Origin of the sequence: Streptomyces sp. enrichment culture (assembly GCF_964272855.1) — a bacterium.
Lineage (GTDB): Bacteria > Actinomycetota > Actinomycetes > Streptomycetales > Streptomycetaceae > Streptomyces.
The window spans coordinates 8,745,998-8,763,078 of sequence record NZ_OZ186847.1 but is presented as its reverse complement, the minus strand read 5'-3'; the positions used below and the strand labels follow the sequence as shown (position 1 = coordinate 8,763,078).

Genomic DNA, 17,081 nt, shown 5'->3' with positions numbered 1-17,081 from the left:
TCCTTGACGAGTCGTCGGTCAACGCGGGTCGGGGACGGCTGAAGCGGGGGATGACAGGGACATTTCCCTCTCGCCGCCCTCCGTCGGCCGGGGCCGTTCGAAGCGCATGAGTCCCTCCTGAGCGACGGCGGCCACCAGACGCCCGCCCGTGTCGAACAGCCTTCCTCGGGTGAGCGCCCGGCCGTGCTCGGCCGAAGGGGAGATCTGGTCGTACAGCAGCCACTCGTCCGCGCGGAAGGGACGCAGGAACCACACCGAATGGTCCAACGACGCGCCCTGTACGGCGGTTTGCGGATGTGGCAGCCGCGCGGAGCCCAGCAGCGCCATGTCGCTGAGGTAGGTCAGCGCGCAGGCGTGGACGGCACCGTCGTCCGGCAGCGGACGTCCGTACCGGATCCACACCCGCTGGCAGGCCGGTGCCCCCGGGACGTGGCCGGCCTCGTCCCCGGGCACCCATCGCATGTCCCAGTCGCGCCACTCCGCGGGCCGCGGCATGCCCCAGCCGTTGATGCGGTCGGACTCCGGGATGTCGTCAGGTGCCGGCACCGCCGGCATGTCCACCTGGTGGGAGAAGCCGTCGTCCCCGCGATGGAACGACGCCGTCACCGTGAAGATCGCCTCCCCCGCCTGGACCGCGGTCACCCGGCGGGTGCAGAAGCTGCCGCCGTCGCGGAGCCGCTCGACCAGATGGTCGGTCGGCTCGTGCGGACGGCCGGGCCGCAGGAAGTACCCGTGCAGCGAGTGAGCCGGGTACGACCGGTCGAGGGTACGCGCCGCCGACATCATCGACTGGGCGGCGATCTGGCCACCGAACGTCCGCGCCCACTCGCTGGGGATCGGACCGGACCGGAACCGGTCCGGCGCGATCTCGTCAAGGGCCAGGACCTCTGGCAGGCCGACCATGCTTCGGCTCCTCTCACTCGTCATGCGGACGTCGCCCCGCGCAGTTCTCGGCGCAGGATCTTGCCGCTGGTGGTCTTGGGCAGATCGTCCCGGATGCTTACGGTCCGAGGGGCCTTGTAAGCGGCCAGGTGCCGGCGGCAGTGGGCGACCAGATCTTCGGGCTCGACGGACCCTTCGGGCCTCAGGCTGACGAACGCCGCCACCGTCTCGCCGCGGTAGGGGTCGAACACACCGACCACGGCCGCCTCGCGCACCGCGGGGTGCCGGTAGAGGACGTCCTCGACCTCGCGAGGCCACACCTTGAATCCGGAGGCGTTGATCATGTCCTTCTTGCGGTCCACCACGTACACCCAGCCCTGCCGGTCCATGAAACCGACGTCGCCGGTGAGCAGCCGCCCGTTCGGGATCGACTCCGCGGTGGCTTCGGGCCGGTTCCAGTACGCGGGCACCACCATGGGGCCTTCGACCGCGATCTCGCCGACCTCGTTCGGTCCCAGGTCCCTTCCCTCCTCGTCGACGATGCGGACCATCGCTGTGGGAAGGGGAAGGCCGATCGACAGGGTGCCCGAGTCGGGATCCACGGGGGCCTGTCTGCCCACGGGCACCACCACGCAAGGTGCACTGGTCTCGGTGAGGCCGTAACCGTTGCGGACGTACAGTCCCGTCTGCTCGTGGAACCGCTCGACGACCGCGGGCGGCAGCGGGGCGCCGCCGGAGTTGAGGGTCCTCAGCGAGGCGAACGCCTCGGCGGCGAAGTCGGGGTGTGCCATCAGCGCCATGTAGGCGGTGGACGGCCCGACCATGTACGCGGGCCGTTCCCGCTTGAGCGCGTCGATCACCACGCCCGGCTCGAAGCGGTGGACGAGTACCAGGGGGCTCGCCAGGTCGACCGCGTTGAGCAGTTGGACGACCATGCCGGTGATGTGGAACAGCGGGGCCAGGGCGAAGATCGGCGAGCCCGGGGGGATCTCGTCGTACAGGCGCAGCAGCACCGCGTTGGCGGTCAGGTTGCGATGGGTGTTGGTCGCCCCCTTCGGCAGTCCGCTGGTGCCGGAGGTGTACGAGATCAGTGCGATGTCGTCGGGTGTCAGCCCGGGATGGGCGAGTCGCCGCCCCGCCCTTGCCCTCGCCACTCCGAGGATGTCGTCCGCGCCCTCGCTGCGCTGCCGGGTCAGACCGGCGAAGACGCGTGCGTCGTCCAGAGTTTGCAGGTCCAGCGGGCTGGCGGTGAGCGCTGTCGTCACCCCCGCCGCCGTGGCCCGCTCCCGGACGTGTTCCGTCCAGGCCTGTTCATCGCACACGATCGCCGACACCCCCGCGTCGGTGAGGATGTGCGCGAGTTCGTCCCGGTACATCGGGTTCAACGGCACGACCGCGCCGCCCGCCTTCCAGGCACCGAACAGCGCCAGCAGGAACTGCGGGATGTTCTGCAGGTACAGCGCCAGCCGGTCGCCGGGGCGGAAGCCGCGCTCGATAAGGTAGTGCGCCACCCCGTCGGTGAGCTCGTCCACTTCCCGGTAGGTCAGCGTGCCACCGAGGTAGGTGGTGGCCGGTCTGTCGGGGGCGGTGGCCGCCGCGCCCGACAGCAGTTCCAGCGTGGTGCGGGCCGGGACCGGTTCCACCTCCCGCAGTCTTTCGGTGTACTGAGCCGTCCACGGCCTGTCGTCGAACCAGCTCATCGCTTCGCAGCCGCCTTTCGGGGGTGAGGGTGTGTGGGGGTGTTTTCGGGTGCGGGCGCGCTGACCTTCACACGCGAACCGTCAGCGCGTCCCGGAGATGCCGCCGTCCACGGGGATCACCGTGCCGGTCAGGTAGGCGCCCGCGCGGGAAGCGAGGAAGATCGCCGGACTCGCGATGTCCTCGGGGGTGCCGACGCGGCCGAGGGGCACCCGTTCGACCACGGCGTCCCGCAGCTCGGGGTCGTCCAGGACGTGCGCCATCATCTTGGTCGGGAACGGTCCCGGAGCAAGGATGTTGACGGTGATGTGCTCACTCGCCAGCGTGGCCGCCATCTTGCGGGTCAGCATGTGCACCGCCGCCTTGCTCGCGACGTAGGAGAAGTTGTCGGACGCGGAGACCACGAGCCCGTCGATCGACCCGATGTTGATCACTCGCGCGGGGTCCTCCGCGGTGGCGGCCGCCCGCAGATGCGGCAGCAGCCGTTGCGTCAGCGAGAAGACGGCCTTGACGTTGACGTTCAGCACCTTGTCGAAGCCCGAGTCTGGGAACTCGCCGATCGGCGCACCCCAGGCGGCTCCCGCATTGTTGACCAGGACGTCCAGCTGCGGCGCGACCTCCGCGACCCGCTCGGCCAGGCTCTCGAGACCCTCGGCGGTGGACAGGTCCGCCGGGTGCGCCAGACAGGTTCCGGCACCGGCGGACGTCAGCGCGGACAACTCCGCTGCCGCCCTCTCGCACGCCTCGGCCTTGCGGGAGGAGACGATCACCGTGGCGCCGGCCGCCACAGAACCGTGCGCGATCATCAGCCCGATTCCGCGTGATCCGCCGGTCACCACCACGGTCTTTCCGCTGACGTCGAACAGTGCGGCGGGGTTCACGACACCATCCCGATCAGCCCTGCCGCGCCCATGCACGCCTTCCCGATCGGCGTACGTGCCGTCGATGCGAGGACTGCTTGCCTCATCACCGCTCCTTTCCTGCTGTGCGTGAGTCTCAAAGTCCGGGGCAGGCGAGCGCTTCAGATCCCTGCCGTGTCGGCTACTTCGTGGGCCTTCGCCACCAGTGCGTCGATGCGCTCTGCGGTCGGGGTCCCGGACGCGGCCTTGTTCCGCGGTTCGTCCATCGCGCGGCGCATCACGCCCTCCGCGATGATCGCGACCTTCCACAGTCCCATCGCGTGCCAGTAGCCCAGCGCCGTCAAGTCGCGTCCCGACGCCGCCGCGTAGGCCGCCACAAGTTCCTCACGGGGCGGGAAGCCGTCGAGAGTGGTCGCGACGAAGTCGCCCAAGGTGTTCTCACTTCTGGCCGGCCAGTAGGCCAGCAGGCTGCCCATGTCCGCCAGCGGATCCCCCAGCGTCGACAGCTCCCAGTCGAGCACGCCGGTCACCTCCCCGCTGTCGTAGGAGGTGATGACGTTGCGCAGATGGAAGTCGCCGTGCACGAGCGTCAGTTCGCGCTGCTCCGGCACGGCCGCGAGGAGGCGCCGGGTGAGGTCCTGCAAGGCGGGCAGCTCGCGCGTCCTGGACCTCTCCCACTGGGCCGACCACCGCTTGAGCTGGCGCTGCGCATACGGCTTGTGGCTGGCCAGACCGGTCAGCCCGGTCGCTTCGAGATCGACCGCGTGGATCTTCGCCAGCGTCCGCGGCAACGACAATCCGATCGCCCGGCGACGCTCGGGCGTCAACGACCGCGCGATCGACATCCTGTCGACGACCTCGCCGTCCACGAACTCCATGAGCATCAGAGGGACATCGGTCACGGCGGGGTCACCGGTCAGCCCGAGCACCCGCGGGGTCGGGACGGCGGTGCTCTCCAGGGCGGTCAGAATCCGTGCCTCGCGGGCGACGTCGTGCGCCGACGCCAGCAGGCGACCCAGCGGTGGGCGCCGCAGCACCCATCTGCGGCCGTCCTGATCCTGTACGAGATACGTCAGATTCGACTGGCCCAGCCCGATCCGCTCGAAGGCCAAGGGCCCGGCGAAGTCGACGCCGAGGGTGGCGAACCAGCGGCCCACCGCCCCGGCGTCGATTCCGACGACATCCGCGCTAGACACGGATGCCGGCTCCTTGCCTGAGCGGGAGCGCGTCACCGAGCAGTTTCCCGCCGTCGATCACCATGGTCTCGCCAGTGATCCAGCTCGCGGCGTCGGAGACGAGGAAGGCGACCGCCGAGGCGATGTCGGCAGGCTCGCCTATGCGCCCGAGCGCCGTCGACGCCGACACGGCCTGCTCGTGCTCCTTCCACAGAGCCTCGGCCAGCTTCGTGCGCACCACGCCCGGTGCCACGGAGTTGACGCGAACTTTCGGCGAGAGTTCCAGCGCCAGCTGCTTCGTGAGATGGATCAGTGCGGCCTTCGACGCGTTGTACAACCCGATGTTCGCTTCGAAGGCCATACCGCCGACCGACGCCGTGTTGACGACCGCCCCGCCGTGCTCCCCCATCCAGGCCCGCGTAGCCAGACCCGTCCACATGACGGGCGCCCACAGGTTCACGTCGAAGGTCTTCGCGAACCGGCCGTGGTCCTGGTCGATGACCGGCCCGTAGGCCGGGTTGGTCCCCGCGTTGTTGACGAGGATGTCCAGGCTGCCGAAGCGTTCGAGCGTCAGATCCACACAGCGCTGGGCCGCCTCTTCGTCGACCGCGTGCGCACCGACGCCGATCGCGGTGCCCTTGACCTGAGCGGCGGCGGCGTCCGCCGCCTCCTGGGAGCGGGAGGTGAGGACGACGTTTCCGCCGGCCTCCGCGATGGCCTGGGCGATTGCGAGCCCGATGCCGCGTGAGGCCCCGGTGACGACGGCGGTGCGACCGGTGAGATCGAGTCCTGCCATCTCAGCTCACCGCCGCCGTCGCCGCGTCGCGGTACTGCCGCAGCTCCTGCTTGGCGATGGCCCGCTTGTGGACCTCGTCGGGACCGTCCGCCAGCCGCAACGTCCGCAGATGCGCGTACATCATCGCCAGCGGGAAGTCGTCGGTCACTCCTGCTCCCCCGTGCACCTGGATCGCGCGGTCGACGATCCTCAACGCGATGTTCGGCGCAGCCACCTTGATGGCCGCGATCTCGGTGCGCGCTTCCTTGTTCCCGACCGTGTCCATCAGATACGCGGCCTTGAGCGTGAGCAGGCGGATCATCTCGATGTCGATCCGCGCTTCCGCGATCCAGTCCTGGATGTTGGAGCGTTCGGCGACCGGACCTCCGAAGGTCACCCGTGACTGTGCGCGCCGGCACATAAGTTCCAGCGCCCGCTCGGCCGCGCCGATCGCCCGCATGCAGTGGTGGATACGACCGGGCCCGAGCCGGGCCTGGCTGATCGCGAAACCCTCCCCTTCGCCCTTGAGGACGTCCTTGGCCGGCACCCTCACCTGGTCGAAGATGATCTCCGCGTGTCCCTCGCGATCCGCGTACCCGAACACCGGAAGGTTGCGGACCACGGTGACGCCGGGGGCGTCGATCGGGACGACCATCATCGACTGCTGGCGATGCGGGGCCGCCGTGGGGTCGGTCTTGCCCATCACGATAAGCACCTTGCAGTTCTTGTGCATCGCGTTCGAGGCGAACCACTTGCGGCCGTTGAGCACGTACTCGTCGCCGTCGCGCTCCATCAACAGCTCGATGTTGGTGGCGTCGGAACTGGCCACGGCCGGCTCGGTCATCGCGAACGCCGAGGCCATGGTGCCTTCCAGCAACGGCTTGAGATACTTCTCCTTGTGCTCGTCGCTGCCGAACAGCGTGAGCACCTCCATGTTGCCGGTGTCCGGAGCGTTGCAGTTGCACGCTTCGGAGGCGATGTGGCTGCGCCCCATGATCTCCGCCAGCGGCGCGTACTCAAGGTTCGTCAGCCCCGGTCCCCACTCGGGGTGCGGGTGGAAGAGGTTCCACAGTCCGCGCCGACGGGCCTCCGCCTTGAGCTCCTCGATGACCGGCGGGTGGAAGTGCGGGTCGCCCGACGCGCGCATCTGCTCGTGGTAAACCGCCTCGGCGGGGTAGATGTGCTCGTCCATGAACTCCAGCAGATCCGCCCGGTACTTCTTGGCGCGGTCCGACATCTCAAACAGGGACATCCGAGCTCCTTACGGGGAGGGAGGGAAAGTTGGGCGGGCGCTTGTCCAGGTGGCTGGCCACGCCCTCGATGACGTCGGAGCCTCGGAAGGCTTGGAGCATGAGGCCTTCCGCACGGGTCACGGAATCGGCGTAGGTGCCGTCCGGGTCGTGGCTCAGTTGGCTCTTGATGGTGGCCATGGATGCCGGGGAGCAGCGCGTCGCCAGATCGGCGGCGTACGCCACAGCGGCATCCACCACGCTGCCGGTGGGGACCAGGTGGTCGAGGAGTCCGACGCGGAAAGCCTCCTCGGCATCCACCATGCGACTCGACAGCAACAGGTCCGCTGCCCGGCTGTGCCCCACCAGCCGGGGCAACAGCCAGGAGATCCCGTACTCGGCGATCAGCCCGCGCTGCGCGAATGCCGTGGTGAACCGGGCCGAGGGCGACCCGAAGCGAATGTCGCAGTAGAGCGCCTCCACCATGCCCAGGCCGGCGGCCACCCCGTTGATCGCTCCGATCAGCGGTTTGCGCAGGGTCCGCGGAATGTCCCGCGGACGGCGCCGTGCCCTGTCCGCCTCGGAGACCTCGCCGACCGCCTGCAGCTGTTGCAGGTCGGCTCCGGCGCAGAACCCGCGTCCCGCGCCGGTGACCACGACGGCGCGTATCTCCGGGTCGTCTTCGGCGGCGTCGAGCAGCGCGAAATAGCGGTCCTCGAGTTCGTCGGTCCAGGCGTTCAGCTTGGCGGGCCGGTTGAACGTGAGCACCAGCACCGGCCCTCGGTGTTCGACGAGGACGAGTTCGCCCGGCGCGCCGGTCATGCCTGCGCCAGCAGGGAGCTCTGGTACCGGCGCATGCCGCGCAGCCACCGGTCGTAGTCCGAGCCCTTGTGCCGGTACATCTGAAGAACGTCTTCGTGCGGCAGGATCAGGAAGCGCTCGTCCTCGATGGCGGCCAGGACGGCGTCGGCGACTTCGGCCGGTTCCAGGACGTCACCCGCGGACGTGACGGCCCGCGTCGCCGCTCTTCCCAGCGCGTCCCCGGAGTCCTCCCCGGCGGTCAGCATCCTGGTGTTCACCCCCATCGGGCACAGGCAGCTGACCCGGACCCCGCGATCGCCGTAGGTGACACTCAGCCATTCGGCGAAGGCGACTGCCGCGTGTTTGGTGACGGCGTACGTGGCGGAGCCGACCTGGGTGAGCAGTCCGGCCGCCGAAGCCGTGCTGACGAAGTAGCCCTCACCGCGCTCGAGCCACTGCGGTACCAGCAGCCTTGCCGCACGGATGTGGGCGCGCAGGTTGACGTCGATCGAGCGGTCCCAGTCCTGCTCGCTCACGTCGAGGCCGAGCGCGCCGCCGATACCCGCGTTCGCGAAGTAGAAATCGACCGGACCGAAGGCGCTCTCCGCCAGGTCGACCAACTGCTGGATCTGATCGGTGTCCGACACGTCCGCGCCGGCGCTGACGGTGCTTCCCGGATGATCGGCGTTGACTGTCTCCGACACCGCCCTCGCGGTCTCCGCGTCCAGGTCCGCGACGACGACCCGGGCACCCTCGCGAGCGAGGCGCGCGACCAGCGCGCTGCCGATGCCACCGCCACCACCGGTGACGATGGCGACTCTTTGTGCAACGTTCACGGCGAACCCTCTCCGTTGACTGGGTGCGATGCGTCCGACCTGTATAATTGAACCCGACGTCAAGTTCAATAGCACTGGACCGCACGGAACCACATGGAAAAGCCGCCCAACCCGAGGGGATGGGCGGCTGGCAGGCAGGCGGCTCAGCGGTGGCCGGGGAAGCGAAGGGCGTTCGCCCACAGGCGGGTGACCGTGGACACGAGTTCCTCGAAGTCCACAGGTGCGCCTCCTTCTTGCCGTTCGCCCAGCACGAAGGCGTTGTAGGCCATGACGCTGACCATTCCCGACAGCGCGCGGGACGCCATCATCGGATCGACCTCGCGGTCTGCGACGCCCCGCGCCTGCAGGTCGGCGATGCCGCGGGCGTTACGGCGGATGAACGCGTCCCCGCGCCGGCTCCGGAACTCACGGAACTCCGGCTCCACTTGGGCGACCTGCTCGAGCAGCGCCATCAGCTTCGCGTTCCGCTTGTATGCCGCGAGATAGGCGCGGTTGCTCGCCTCGAGAACCGCATAGGGATCGTCGGTACCCTGCACGCGGCCCATGCCGGGGTGCATCATGTCCTCCTGCGCCTCCAGGAGGACGGCGGCAAGCACCTCTTCCTTGTTGGCGAAGTAGGTGTAGAAGGATCCCGCCGCACATCGTGCCTCTTTGGTGATGTCGGTCAGGCGGGTGTCGAGGTAGCCGTCCCGTTCGAACACCTTGCGCGCGGCCTTCACCAAAGCGGCCCGGGTCCGCGCTCCGCGCTGCGTCGTGGGCGGCTCGCGAAGTTGCGAGAAGGGCGCCACGGGCGGCGCCTGCTCGCTGTCGGTCTCCTCGGGCGCAGTGCTGTCCATCCCCGGGACTTTACTTGAATGCGACGCCATAGTCATAAATCCCAAGGGGCAGGGCGGGCAGGTCGATGTCCCGGTGTCCGAGGTTCAGCCGCGGCGGACGGCAACGTCGCCCAGCGCAGTGTCGCGACTCACGGCGCCACGGTCGATGGACCGCTTGAGGATCTTCCCCGAGGGGCCCTTGGGCAGCGCGTCGACGAACCGGACGATGCGTGGGATCTTGTAGGCGGACAGCCGCTCCCGGGCCCAGCTCGACACCTCGGCGGCCCCGAGTTCCGAACCGGGCCGGACCGCGATGAGGGCGGCGACCTCCTCGCCGTAGTGGTCGTCGGGAACGCCGATGACGGCCGCCTCGACGATGTCGGGGTGCTCGTAAAGAACTTCCTCGACCTCACCGGGGTAGACGTTGTAGCCGCCTCGGATGATGAGGTCCTTGATGCGGTCGACGATGCGAAGGTCGCCGTCCGTGTCCGTCTCACCGAGGTCGCCGGTCCTGAACCAGCCGTCGGACGAGATGGCCGCGGCGGTGTCCGCGGGGCGGTTCCAGTAGCCGCGCATCACCGTGGGCCCCTTGATGTGTACCTCGCCGACGGTGCCCGGCGGGCACTCGTTGCCGTCGGCGTCGCGCACCTGGACCTGCAGACCCGGGACCGCCCTGCCGGTGTAGCCGGTCTTGCCGCCGCGGTCGATGTCGTTGAAGGTGCCGAACGCGGTGGTTTCGGTGAGCCCGTACCCTTCGAGAATCGCGCAGCCGAAGCGGGCCTCGAAGGCCCGGGCGATCTCCCCGGGCAGCGACGCGCCACCCGAGACGGCGACACGGAGCCGGGCGAAGTCAGCCGGGTTCGCGTCGCCCGCCGCGTGCAGCATCGCGTTCCACATGGTCGGCACGCCGGCCATGATGGTGAGCCGGTCGCGGCGCAGCATCTCCAGCATCGACGCGGGATCGAACCGGGCCAGCAACGACATCGAGGCGCCCGCAGTCAGGGCCGCCATCAGGACCGATGCCTGGCCGAAGACATGGAACAGCGGGAGTCCGGTGCCAATACGGTCGGCGCTCGTGGCACGGCTGCACTCGGCGCCGATCTCCCCGGCGGACAGCAGGTTCCCTACCGTGAGTTGGGCCCCCTTGGGCCGTCCGGTGGTGCCGGAGGTGTACAGGATGGCCGCGGTCTCGCCACGGTCCCGGTCGACGACGTCGACAGGGTCTGCGCCGGTGACCGACGCGCCCGGGGACAGCGTCCACAAGGGCACCGAGAGCGCCGTGGCCGCCTCCGCGACAGCGGGGCCGAGGGCATGCCATGCGATCGCCAACGAACACCCGGCGTCGCCGAGAACGTACTCGACCTCGGCCCGGGTGGCCATCGTGTTGAGCGGCACCACGACACAGCCCGCGGCCTGAATTCCCAGGTAGGCCACCACGAACTCGGGCACCGACGGCGCCGCGAGCAGCACCCGGTCCCCGGGGGACAGCCCCGCAGCGGCCAAAGCCCCCGCGTAGCGTGCGCTCGCGTCCCGCAGCTGAAGATAGTTCCACCGATCCGTGGCGCCGCGCAGTGCGATGTTGTCGGGGGTGGTGGCCGCGTGGCGGCACACAGGATCGAAAACGCTGGCCATGGGCGGTGCCTTCCGGAAGTTGAGCAGGTGATGATGTGGGTCGCGCCCTCGTCGTGAGTTGACTTGGCCTGGCTTCGGCGTCAAGTCCTCGGGCGGTGTTGCCGGATGACCGGCCACACCGCGCCCGGTCGGTGGATCGTCAGGCGGTGATCCCGAAGCGTTCGGCGAGTTGGCGGCGGGTGTCGGCGGCGCTGGTGTGCAGCACGCCCCCGATTCCGATCCGTGCCGCTCCGTCGAGGTTCTGCTGAAGATCGTCGATCATGACCGCCTTCCCGGGGTCGACGCCGAGGCGTTCGCAGGCGAGCGCGTAGATCCGCCGGGAGGGCTTGCGTATCCCGACCTCGCCGGAGATCACGATCACATCGGCCACAGCGGCGAGGTCGACGCCGTCGTAGGTCCCGGTACCGAACGAATTGGACACGAGCGCGACGGGACGGCCGGCGGCTCGGAGATCACCGAGCAGCCCGAGCATGTCCTGGTCGATCGACAATCCCGCCTGCATCCGGGCCGTGAGCCCCTCGGCCGCCACGTCGGCGCCGTGGGCACGGAGTCGTTCGGCGAATCCTCGCTCGAAGGCTGCGGCGTCGATACGGCCGCACTCGTGGTCCGCCAGGAGCGCACGTGATGCCTCGTCCCGGCCGAGGAGGTCCAACGGCAGGCGCGGGTCGCCGCCGAGGGAGGCGCCGAAGTCGGTGAAGGCCCGCAACACGCTTGAGGTGATGACACCGCCGAAGTCCACGAGGACCGCGCTTCGCGCCCCGTCCGTCACGTTCGGCACCTCAGACAGCCTCGAACAGCCCGGCCGCGCCCATGCCGCCGCCGACGCACATGGAGATCACCACATACCGAACGCCCCGGCGCTTGGCCTCGATGAGGGCATGCCCGACCAGCCGGGCGCCGGTCATCCCGTACGGATGACCGACGGAGATGGCGCCGCCGTCGACGTTGAACCGCTCCGGGTCGATGTGCAGTTCGTCCCGGCAGTACAGCGCCTGGGAGGCGAACGCCTCGTTGAGCTCCCACAGGCCGATGTCGTCGATGGTGAGGTGGTGCTGCTTCAGCAGCTTCGGAATGGCGAAGACCGGCCCGATGCCCATCTCGTCCGGCCCGCAGCCGGCGACGGCCATGCCCCGGTAGACCCCCAGCGGTTCCAGTCCGCGGCGCTCGGCCTCCTTCGACTCCATCAGCACCGACGCCGAGGCCCCGTCCGAGAGCTGCGAGGAGTTGCCGGCCGTGACGGTGGAACGCGCGCTCACCTGACCGTCGGGCAGCACCGGCCGCAACCCGGCCAGGCCCTCCAGCGTCGTCGACGCGCGGTTGCCCTCGTCCCGGGCCAGGGTCACCTCCTCGTCCCGCACCTCCCCGGACTCCTTGTCCAAGACCTTCTTGACGCTGGGAAGCGCGACGATCTCCTGGTCGAACCGGCCAGCCTCCTGCGCCGCCGCGGTGCGCTGCTGCGACAGCAGCGCGAACTCGTCCTGGCGTTCACGGCTCACGCCGTAGCGCTCGGCGACGATCTCCGCGGTGTGCAGCATCGGCATGTAGATGCTCGGCTTGTGCTCGACCAGCCAGGGATCCGCCATGCGGTGGGTGTTCATGTGGTCGTTCTGCACGAGGGAGATCGACTCGACACCGCCGCCGACAGCGATCTGCATACCGTCGCCGACGATCTGCTTGGCGGCCGTCGCGATCGCCATGAGGCCCGACGAACACTGCCGGTCGATCGACATCCCCGGCACGGTGTCCGGAAGTCCGGCACGCAGAACGGCCTGTCGCGCGACATTGACGCCGGAGGATCCCTGCTGCACGGCACAGCCGAAAATGACGTCCTCGACCTCGCCGCCCTCGAGCCCGGCGCGCTGCACTGCGTGCGAAAGGGCATGGGCTGCGAGTTCCTGCGCCTGGGTGTCGTTGAACGCGCCGCGGTACGCCTTTCCGATCGGCGTCCGTGCCGTCGAAACGATGACTGCTTCCCTCATGTCGCCTCACTGTTTGCTGTTGGTCCGGTTCGTCCGGGCTGCGGGGACTGGGCCTGACTCCGAGCTCCGTGAGCCGGGCTCGATTGCCGGTAAGCGCTGCCGAACGCCAACTGGGGTGACAGGGGTCGGCCTTCCGACTGGTTATAGTTGAATCCGACGTCAAGTACAACCACGACCGACCCCTTGACAGTCCACTCTCCCCCCTGGAAGGTACCGACCAGTCGGTACGAAGGGATCGATCGTGACTCAGCTGAGCATCTCCACGGGTGCGGGCGTATTCGACGCGATCGCGGCGGGTCCGCCCGAGGGCCGCCCGGTACTGCTCTTGCACGGCTTCCCGCAGACCGGGCTGGTGTGGCGGCGGCAGATCGAGGCGTTGGCCGCACACGGCTACCGGGTGGTGGCACCCGACCAGCGTGGGTACTCCCCCGGCGCCCGCCCACAGCGGCCCGAGCACTATGGCATCAGCCTTCTCGTCGACGACGTGGTCGCGATCACGGAGGAACTGGGCTGGGCGACGTTCGACCTGGTCGGCCACGACTGGGGAGGCGCGGTGGCCTGGTGGACCGCGGACGCCCACCCCGGCCGCGTACGCACCCTGACGGTTGTCTCGACCCCGCACCCCGGCGCTCTGGCCACCGCCCTGCGCACCGACCAGGATCAGCGCGGACGCTCCCACTACATGATCGACTGGCGCCAGACGCCCGCGACCGAGGAGCGCATGCTCGCCGACGACGCCCGAGAGCTTCGCGATTTCTACGCCGGGAAGGTGCCGCAAGACAGTGCGGACGCCTACGTGCGCCACCTGTCCCAGCCGGGCGCTCTCACCGCTGCGCTGAACTGGTACAGGGCCGGCCGCCCCGAACGCGCGATCGGGATCATCGACGTGCCCACTTTGTACGTCTGGAGCACGGACGACAGCGCGTTCGGCCCGGCAGCCGCGCAGGAGACCGAGCGATGGGTGAACGGGCCGTACCGGCTCGAGACACTCCAGGGCGTCAGCCACTGGATCCCCGAGGAGGCGCCCGAGACGCTGAGCCGCCTGCTGCTCGACCATCTCCGAGCGCACGGGAAGCACTGAACCCGCAGCGACAACCCTGTCGTCGACTCTCAGAAAAGGTAATCCCATGGAGACTGCGCGCGCGGCCTGGCGCCGCCTCGAGCCCGTCCACGCCATGATCTACTTCGCCCCCGAGGCGAGGCGACGGTACGCGGACCTCGGCCTGAGCGGACGCGCCGGGTACTTCACCTCCCGGAGCGCCGCGTTCGGGCCGGCATCCGCCGAGCTGGTCATCTCGACCTTCTACAACTTCAACCCCGACTTCGTACGGAAGGCGGTCGACGGGGCCTGGGACACCACGACCCCGCAGCAGGTGTTGGACGCGCGGTATGCCGCGGCGGGCGACGCCCTGCGACGGGCGGGAATCCACGAGTTGCCCCACTTGGACGAGGTGCTGGCACTGACCCGCCGGGCCGCCGAGGCGGCCCGCGAACACACGCAGGGCCGCCCGCTGTTCGCCGCGCATGCCGCACTGCCCTGGCCGGAGGAGCCGGTACTGCAGCTGTGGCACGCCCAGACACTGCTCCGGGAGTTCCGCGGAGACGGCCATGTCGCGTGCCTGCTGAGCGAGGGCGTCGGGGGCCTGGAGGCCCTGATTCTGCACGCCGCCACCGGTGAGGTTCCCGTCGACTTCCTCAAGGCCAGCCGCGCATGGCCCGAGGAGGAGTGGGCCGCTGCCGAGGAGCGCCTGCGCAAGCAAGGGCTCCTCGACGGAGACTCCCTCAGCCCGGAAGGCGCGACCCTGCGCCGGCACATCGAGGACCGCACCGACCACCTGGCCCTTCCCGCCTACGCCGCCCTGGGTGACGCCGACTGCGAGCGTCTCGCCGAACTCGCGAGCCCCTTCGGCCGCGCCATCGTCGAAGCCGGCCTCCTCAGGGTCGGCTGACCGGGCCCTTGTCCCCTCCGCCTCGTGCTTCATCCGCTGGAACTGGCGGCCATGCACGGCCTCGGAAGGCGGAGTTGGCGAACCAGTGGGCCGGCAGGTGCTCGTCCCCCTCGTGAGCCAGGGACTCGGCGCGGTACGGAAGGCGGCCGTGGACGAGCAGGAGCAGGTCGGCCGTGGTTCCCCGGACGGCAGCGGTGTCCGAGGCCGGATGGGACGTGTCCAGTCCGAAGCCGTCGGGCCGGAAGCGAACGAGCCAGGTGTCCTCTCCGTCGGTCGTGCGGAAGCGGATGGTCCTGTCGGGGCCGCGCAGGTTGGCCACCTTGGGGCGAAGGAAGTGGCGAAAGGCAGGTTGACGAGGAACTCGTCGATCCCGTCGACGGCGGCCGGGCGGTCGATGACGGGCCGAGGCCGAGCGCGAGTTCGGCGTCGGCGCGGAGATCCATCCGAAGGGCCCTAGTGACCTGAGTCAGAGATTTCCTGCCTGTTCTGGCAACAATGAACCATGGACCATCTGCTGCACCTCGACCGTACGCTCGATGCGCTGGACCCACCTCGCTGGACGCCCCCTGCCTCTGACGCGACCCACTTGGTCCGCAAGGTGCATGAGTTGCGGGGCGTTCCGCTGGGCGAACTAGGTCCGGCGGATCTGCGCACCCTCGTCTCTCAGCAGGTGGCGCTGCCGTACGTTCTTCCGCTCGCGGTGCGCTTGCTGCTTGATGAGCCGATGCTTGACGCCTACTTCTACGAGGGTGACCTGTTGCTTGCCGCTGTGAACGTTCCGCCGTCGGCATGGGCCCTGTTTCCGGACCTCGCAATACGGTTGCGCACCGTGGTCATGACCCTGCCGGAGGCAGCGGCGGCCAGCCTGCCCCGCGACGCCACCGAGGAGCTCGCCCGCTTCGTCGCCCGGACTGAATCGCTTCGCTGACCAGATGAAGGAACCCGCAGTGAGCTAACGATCCGAACCAGAGAATCGGTGGCAGTGGGCCGCGACCTTGTCGAGGATCTCGTCGGCTGTCTTCGTCCAGACGAAGGGTCTGGGGTGGTTGTTCCAGTCGGCGAGCCAGCTGCGGATGTCGCGTTCGAGGGCCTGGACGGAGCGGTGGACGCCGCGCTTGAGCTTCTTCTGCGAGCTCGGCGAACCACCGCTCGACCAGGTTCAGCCAGGACGCGCTCATGGGCGTGAATTGCAGGTGGAACCGTGGACGGGCCAGCAACCACTTCTTGATGTCGGGCGTCTTGTGGGTCGCGTAGTTGTCCAGGATCAGGTGGACGTCGAGGCCCTCGGGAACTTCCTTGTCGAGCTTCGTGAGGAACTTCTTGAACTCCGCCGCCCGGTGCCGGCAGTGGAGGGAGCCGATCACCTTGCCGGTGGCGACCTCGAGGGCGGCGAAGAGGGTCGTTGTGCCGGCCCGGACGTAGTCGTGACTGCGACGTTCGGGAAGTCCGGGCACCATCGGTAGAACAGGCTGGGACCGGTCCAGGGCTTGGATCTGCGACTTCTCGTCCACGCAGAGAACGAGAGCCTTCTCCGGCGGATCGAGATAGAGACCGACGACGTCACGGACCTTGTCGATGAACAACGGGTCGGTGGACAACTTGAACGTCTGCGACCGGTGCGGAGCCAGGGCGAATGCCCGCCAGATCCGCGAGACCGTCGACTGCGACATGCCCGTGACCGCGGCCATCGACCTGGTCGACCAGTGGGTCGCGTTCTTCGGTGTCTCCTCGAGCGTCTTGACGATGACTCGCTCGACGTCGGCATCGGTGATCTTCCGCGGGACGCCGGGCCGCGGGTCGTCACATAAGCCGTCCAGGCCGCCTTCAAGGAGACGCCGCCGCCAGGTGCGGACCGTGTCCGGAGTGATCCGCAGCCGGCGGGACACCTCCGTGATCGAGTGGCCCTCGTCGCACTCCAGCACGATCCGCGACCGCTGTGCCAGAGCCTGGGCCGTCGTCCGGCGACGCACCCAGCCCTCCAGCACCGCGCGCTGGGCATCAGTCACCGACAACGGCGGGATCTTCGGACCCGGACGACTCATGCCCAACCAACGACATGAAGGCCTTCTCGCAGTCGGCGGCCGCGCCGTCGACGGTACTGCCCGCCACGATGGGGTTGCGCAGGGTCATGCGCCCCAGCGGCAGATCGACGACGTCCGGGATGGGCGTGGGCAGGCTTTCCAGACAGGCCGGCGCGATGTGGATTCCGCCCCCGCCGTCGCTGGAACCGTTCCCCGTGACGGTCGAGTTGAGGATCTGCACGGTTCCCAGACCGCGGATCGATGCCTCCGCCGTAACCGCCGAGGCTGCCGGGGCGGTCCCCGGGGCCCGTCACCCGGTTGTCGGCGACCGTCGAGTTCGTCATGGTGCCGCTGTCGTCGAATCTGATACCCCCGGCCTCTCCGGCAGCATTGGGGCTGACCGTGCTGTCGACGAGATCCAGGTGGGAG

Annotated in this window: 17 protein-coding genes and 1 pseudogene; 3 read left to right on the top strand and 15 right to left on the bottom strand. The window is 69.1% G+C overall.

Features of this window, described 5'->3' with window-relative positions; genetic code table 11:
* Positions 1–18 precede the first annotated feature (18 nt).
* The 12 genes from ACSU6L_RS39360 to ACSU6L_RS39305 all read right to left on the bottom strand — a co-directional run bounded on the left by ACSU6L_RS39360 (position 19) and on the right by ACSU6L_RS39305 (position 12,682).
* Positions 19–903 (bottom strand): acyl-CoA thioesterase, encoded by an 885-nt coding sequence (locus ACSU6L_RS39360; RefSeq protein WP_437064444.1) that lies wholly within the window; start codon positions 901–903, stop codon positions 19–21.
* Between the two features lie 20 nt (positions 904–923).
* On the bottom strand, positions 924–2,582 hold the full coding sequence (locus tag ACSU6L_RS39355; RefSeq protein ID WP_437064443.1) for a long-chain-fatty-acid--CoA ligase: 1,659 nt from the start codon (positions 2,580–2,582) through the stop codon (positions 924–926).
* Between the two features lie 81 nt (positions 2,583–2,663).
* A complete protein-coding gene (locus ACSU6L_RS39350; RefSeq protein WP_437064442.1) occupies positions 2,664–3,461 on the bottom strand; it encodes an SDR family oxidoreductase in 798 nt (265 codons plus the stop codon).
* Positions 3,462–3,601: 140 nt separating this feature from the next.
* Positions 3,602–4,636, bottom strand: a complete 1,035-nt coding sequence (locus ACSU6L_RS39345) for a phosphotransferase family protein (RefSeq protein WP_437064441.1) — start codon at positions 4,634–4,636, stop codon at positions 3,602–3,604.
* Positions 4,629–5,411 (bottom strand): SDR family oxidoreductase, encoded by a 783-nt coding sequence (locus ACSU6L_RS39340; RefSeq protein WP_437064440.1) that lies wholly within the window; start codon positions 5,409–5,411, stop codon positions 4,629–4,631. Before ACSU6L_RS39340 ends, ACSU6L_RS39345 begins: the two co-directional genes overlap by 8 nt.
* Position 5,412: 1 nt before the next feature.
* Entirely contained in the window at positions 5,413–6,642 is a 1,230-nt protein-coding gene (locus ACSU6L_RS39335; RefSeq protein WP_437064439.1) for an acyl-CoA dehydrogenase family protein, read from the bottom strand.
* Entirely contained in the window at positions 6,629–7,441 is an 813-nt protein-coding gene (locus ACSU6L_RS39330; RefSeq protein WP_437064438.1) for an enoyl-CoA hydratase-related protein, read from the bottom strand. Before ACSU6L_RS39330 ends, ACSU6L_RS39335 begins: the two co-directional genes overlap by 14 nt.
* The gene (locus ACSU6L_RS39325) at positions 7,438–8,256 is read right to left on the bottom strand and encodes an SDR family oxidoreductase (RefSeq protein WP_437064437.1); all 819 of its coding nucleotides are present in this window, start codon (positions 8,254–8,256) and stop codon (positions 7,438–7,440) included. The genes ACSU6L_RS39330 and ACSU6L_RS39325 overlap by 4 nt, the downstream gene beginning before the upstream one ends.
* Positions 8,257–8,399: 143 nt before the next feature.
* Positions 8,400–9,092 carry a TetR/AcrR family transcriptional regulator gene (locus tag ACSU6L_RS39320; protein WP_437064436.1) on the bottom strand — a complete coding sequence of 231 codons (693 nt, stop codon included), beginning with the start codon at positions 9,090–9,092 and terminating at the stop codon, positions 8,400–8,402.
* A gap of 84 nt (positions 9,093–9,176) precedes the next feature.
* The gene (locus tag ACSU6L_RS39315) at positions 9,177–10,703 is read right to left on the bottom strand and encodes an AMP-binding protein (protein WP_437064435.1); all 1,527 of its coding nucleotides are present in this window, start codon (positions 10,701–10,703) and stop codon (positions 9,177–9,179) included.
* 139 nt (positions 10,704–10,842) lie between these two features.
* Entirely contained in the window at positions 10,843–11,472 is a 630-nt protein-coding gene (locus tag ACSU6L_RS39310; RefSeq protein ID WP_437064434.1) for an HAD family hydrolase, read from the bottom strand.
* 10 nt (positions 11,473–11,482) lie between these two features.
* The gene (locus ACSU6L_RS39305; protein WP_437064433.1) at positions 11,483–12,682 is read right to left on the bottom strand and encodes an acetyl-CoA C-acyltransferase; all 1,200 of its coding nucleotides are present in this window, start codon (positions 12,680–12,682) and stop codon (positions 11,483–11,485) included.
* Between the two features lie 238 nt (positions 12,683–12,920).
* On the opposite strand from ACSU6L_RS39305, the gene ACSU6L_RS39300 reads away from it, so the two are divergent.
* Together ACSU6L_RS39300 and ACSU6L_RS39295 are read left to right on the top strand one after the other, a co-directional pair.
* On the top strand, positions 12,921–13,763 hold the full coding sequence (locus ACSU6L_RS39300) for an alpha/beta fold hydrolase (RefSeq protein WP_437065216.1): 843 nt from the start codon (positions 12,921–12,923) through the stop codon (positions 13,761–13,763).
* Positions 13,764–13,809: 46 nt separating this feature from the next.
* Positions 13,810–14,631 (top strand): SCO6745 family protein, encoded by an 822-nt coding sequence (locus ACSU6L_RS39295; protein WP_437064432.1) that lies wholly within the window; start codon positions 13,810–13,812, stop codon positions 14,629–14,631.
* Here the strand turns inward: ACSU6L_RS39295 and ACSU6L_RS39290 are convergent.
* On the bottom strand, positions 14,618–14,950 hold the full coding sequence (locus tag ACSU6L_RS39290) for a hypothetical protein (RefSeq protein ID WP_437064431.1): 333 nt from the start codon (positions 14,948–14,950) through the stop codon (positions 14,618–14,620). The genes ACSU6L_RS39295 and ACSU6L_RS39290 overlap by 14 nt on opposite strands.
* Before the next feature lie 183 nt (positions 14,951–15,133).
* Here ACSU6L_RS39290 and ACSU6L_RS39285 point away from each other — a divergent pair, with 183 nt between their 5' ends.
* Complete coding sequence (locus tag ACSU6L_RS39285; RefSeq protein ID WP_437064430.1) at positions 15,134–15,559, top strand: contact-dependent growth inhibition system immunity protein; 426 nt, start codon at positions 15,134–15,136, stop codon at positions 15,557–15,559.
* 24 nt (positions 15,560–15,583) lie between these two features.
* On the opposite strand, the pseudogene ACSU6L_RS39280 reads toward ACSU6L_RS39285, so the two are convergent.
* Positions 15,584–16,673: pseudogene (locus ACSU6L_RS39280) on the bottom strand (IS630 family transposase).
* Positions 16,630–16,893, bottom strand: coding sequence for a hypothetical protein (locus ACSU6L_RS39275; RefSeq protein WP_437064429.1), 264 nt, complete (start codon positions 16,891–16,893; stop codon positions 16,630–16,632). The pseudogene ACSU6L_RS39280 and the gene ACSU6L_RS39275 overlap by 44 nt, the downstream one beginning before the upstream one ends.
* Positions 16,894–17,081: the final 188 nt, after the last annotated feature.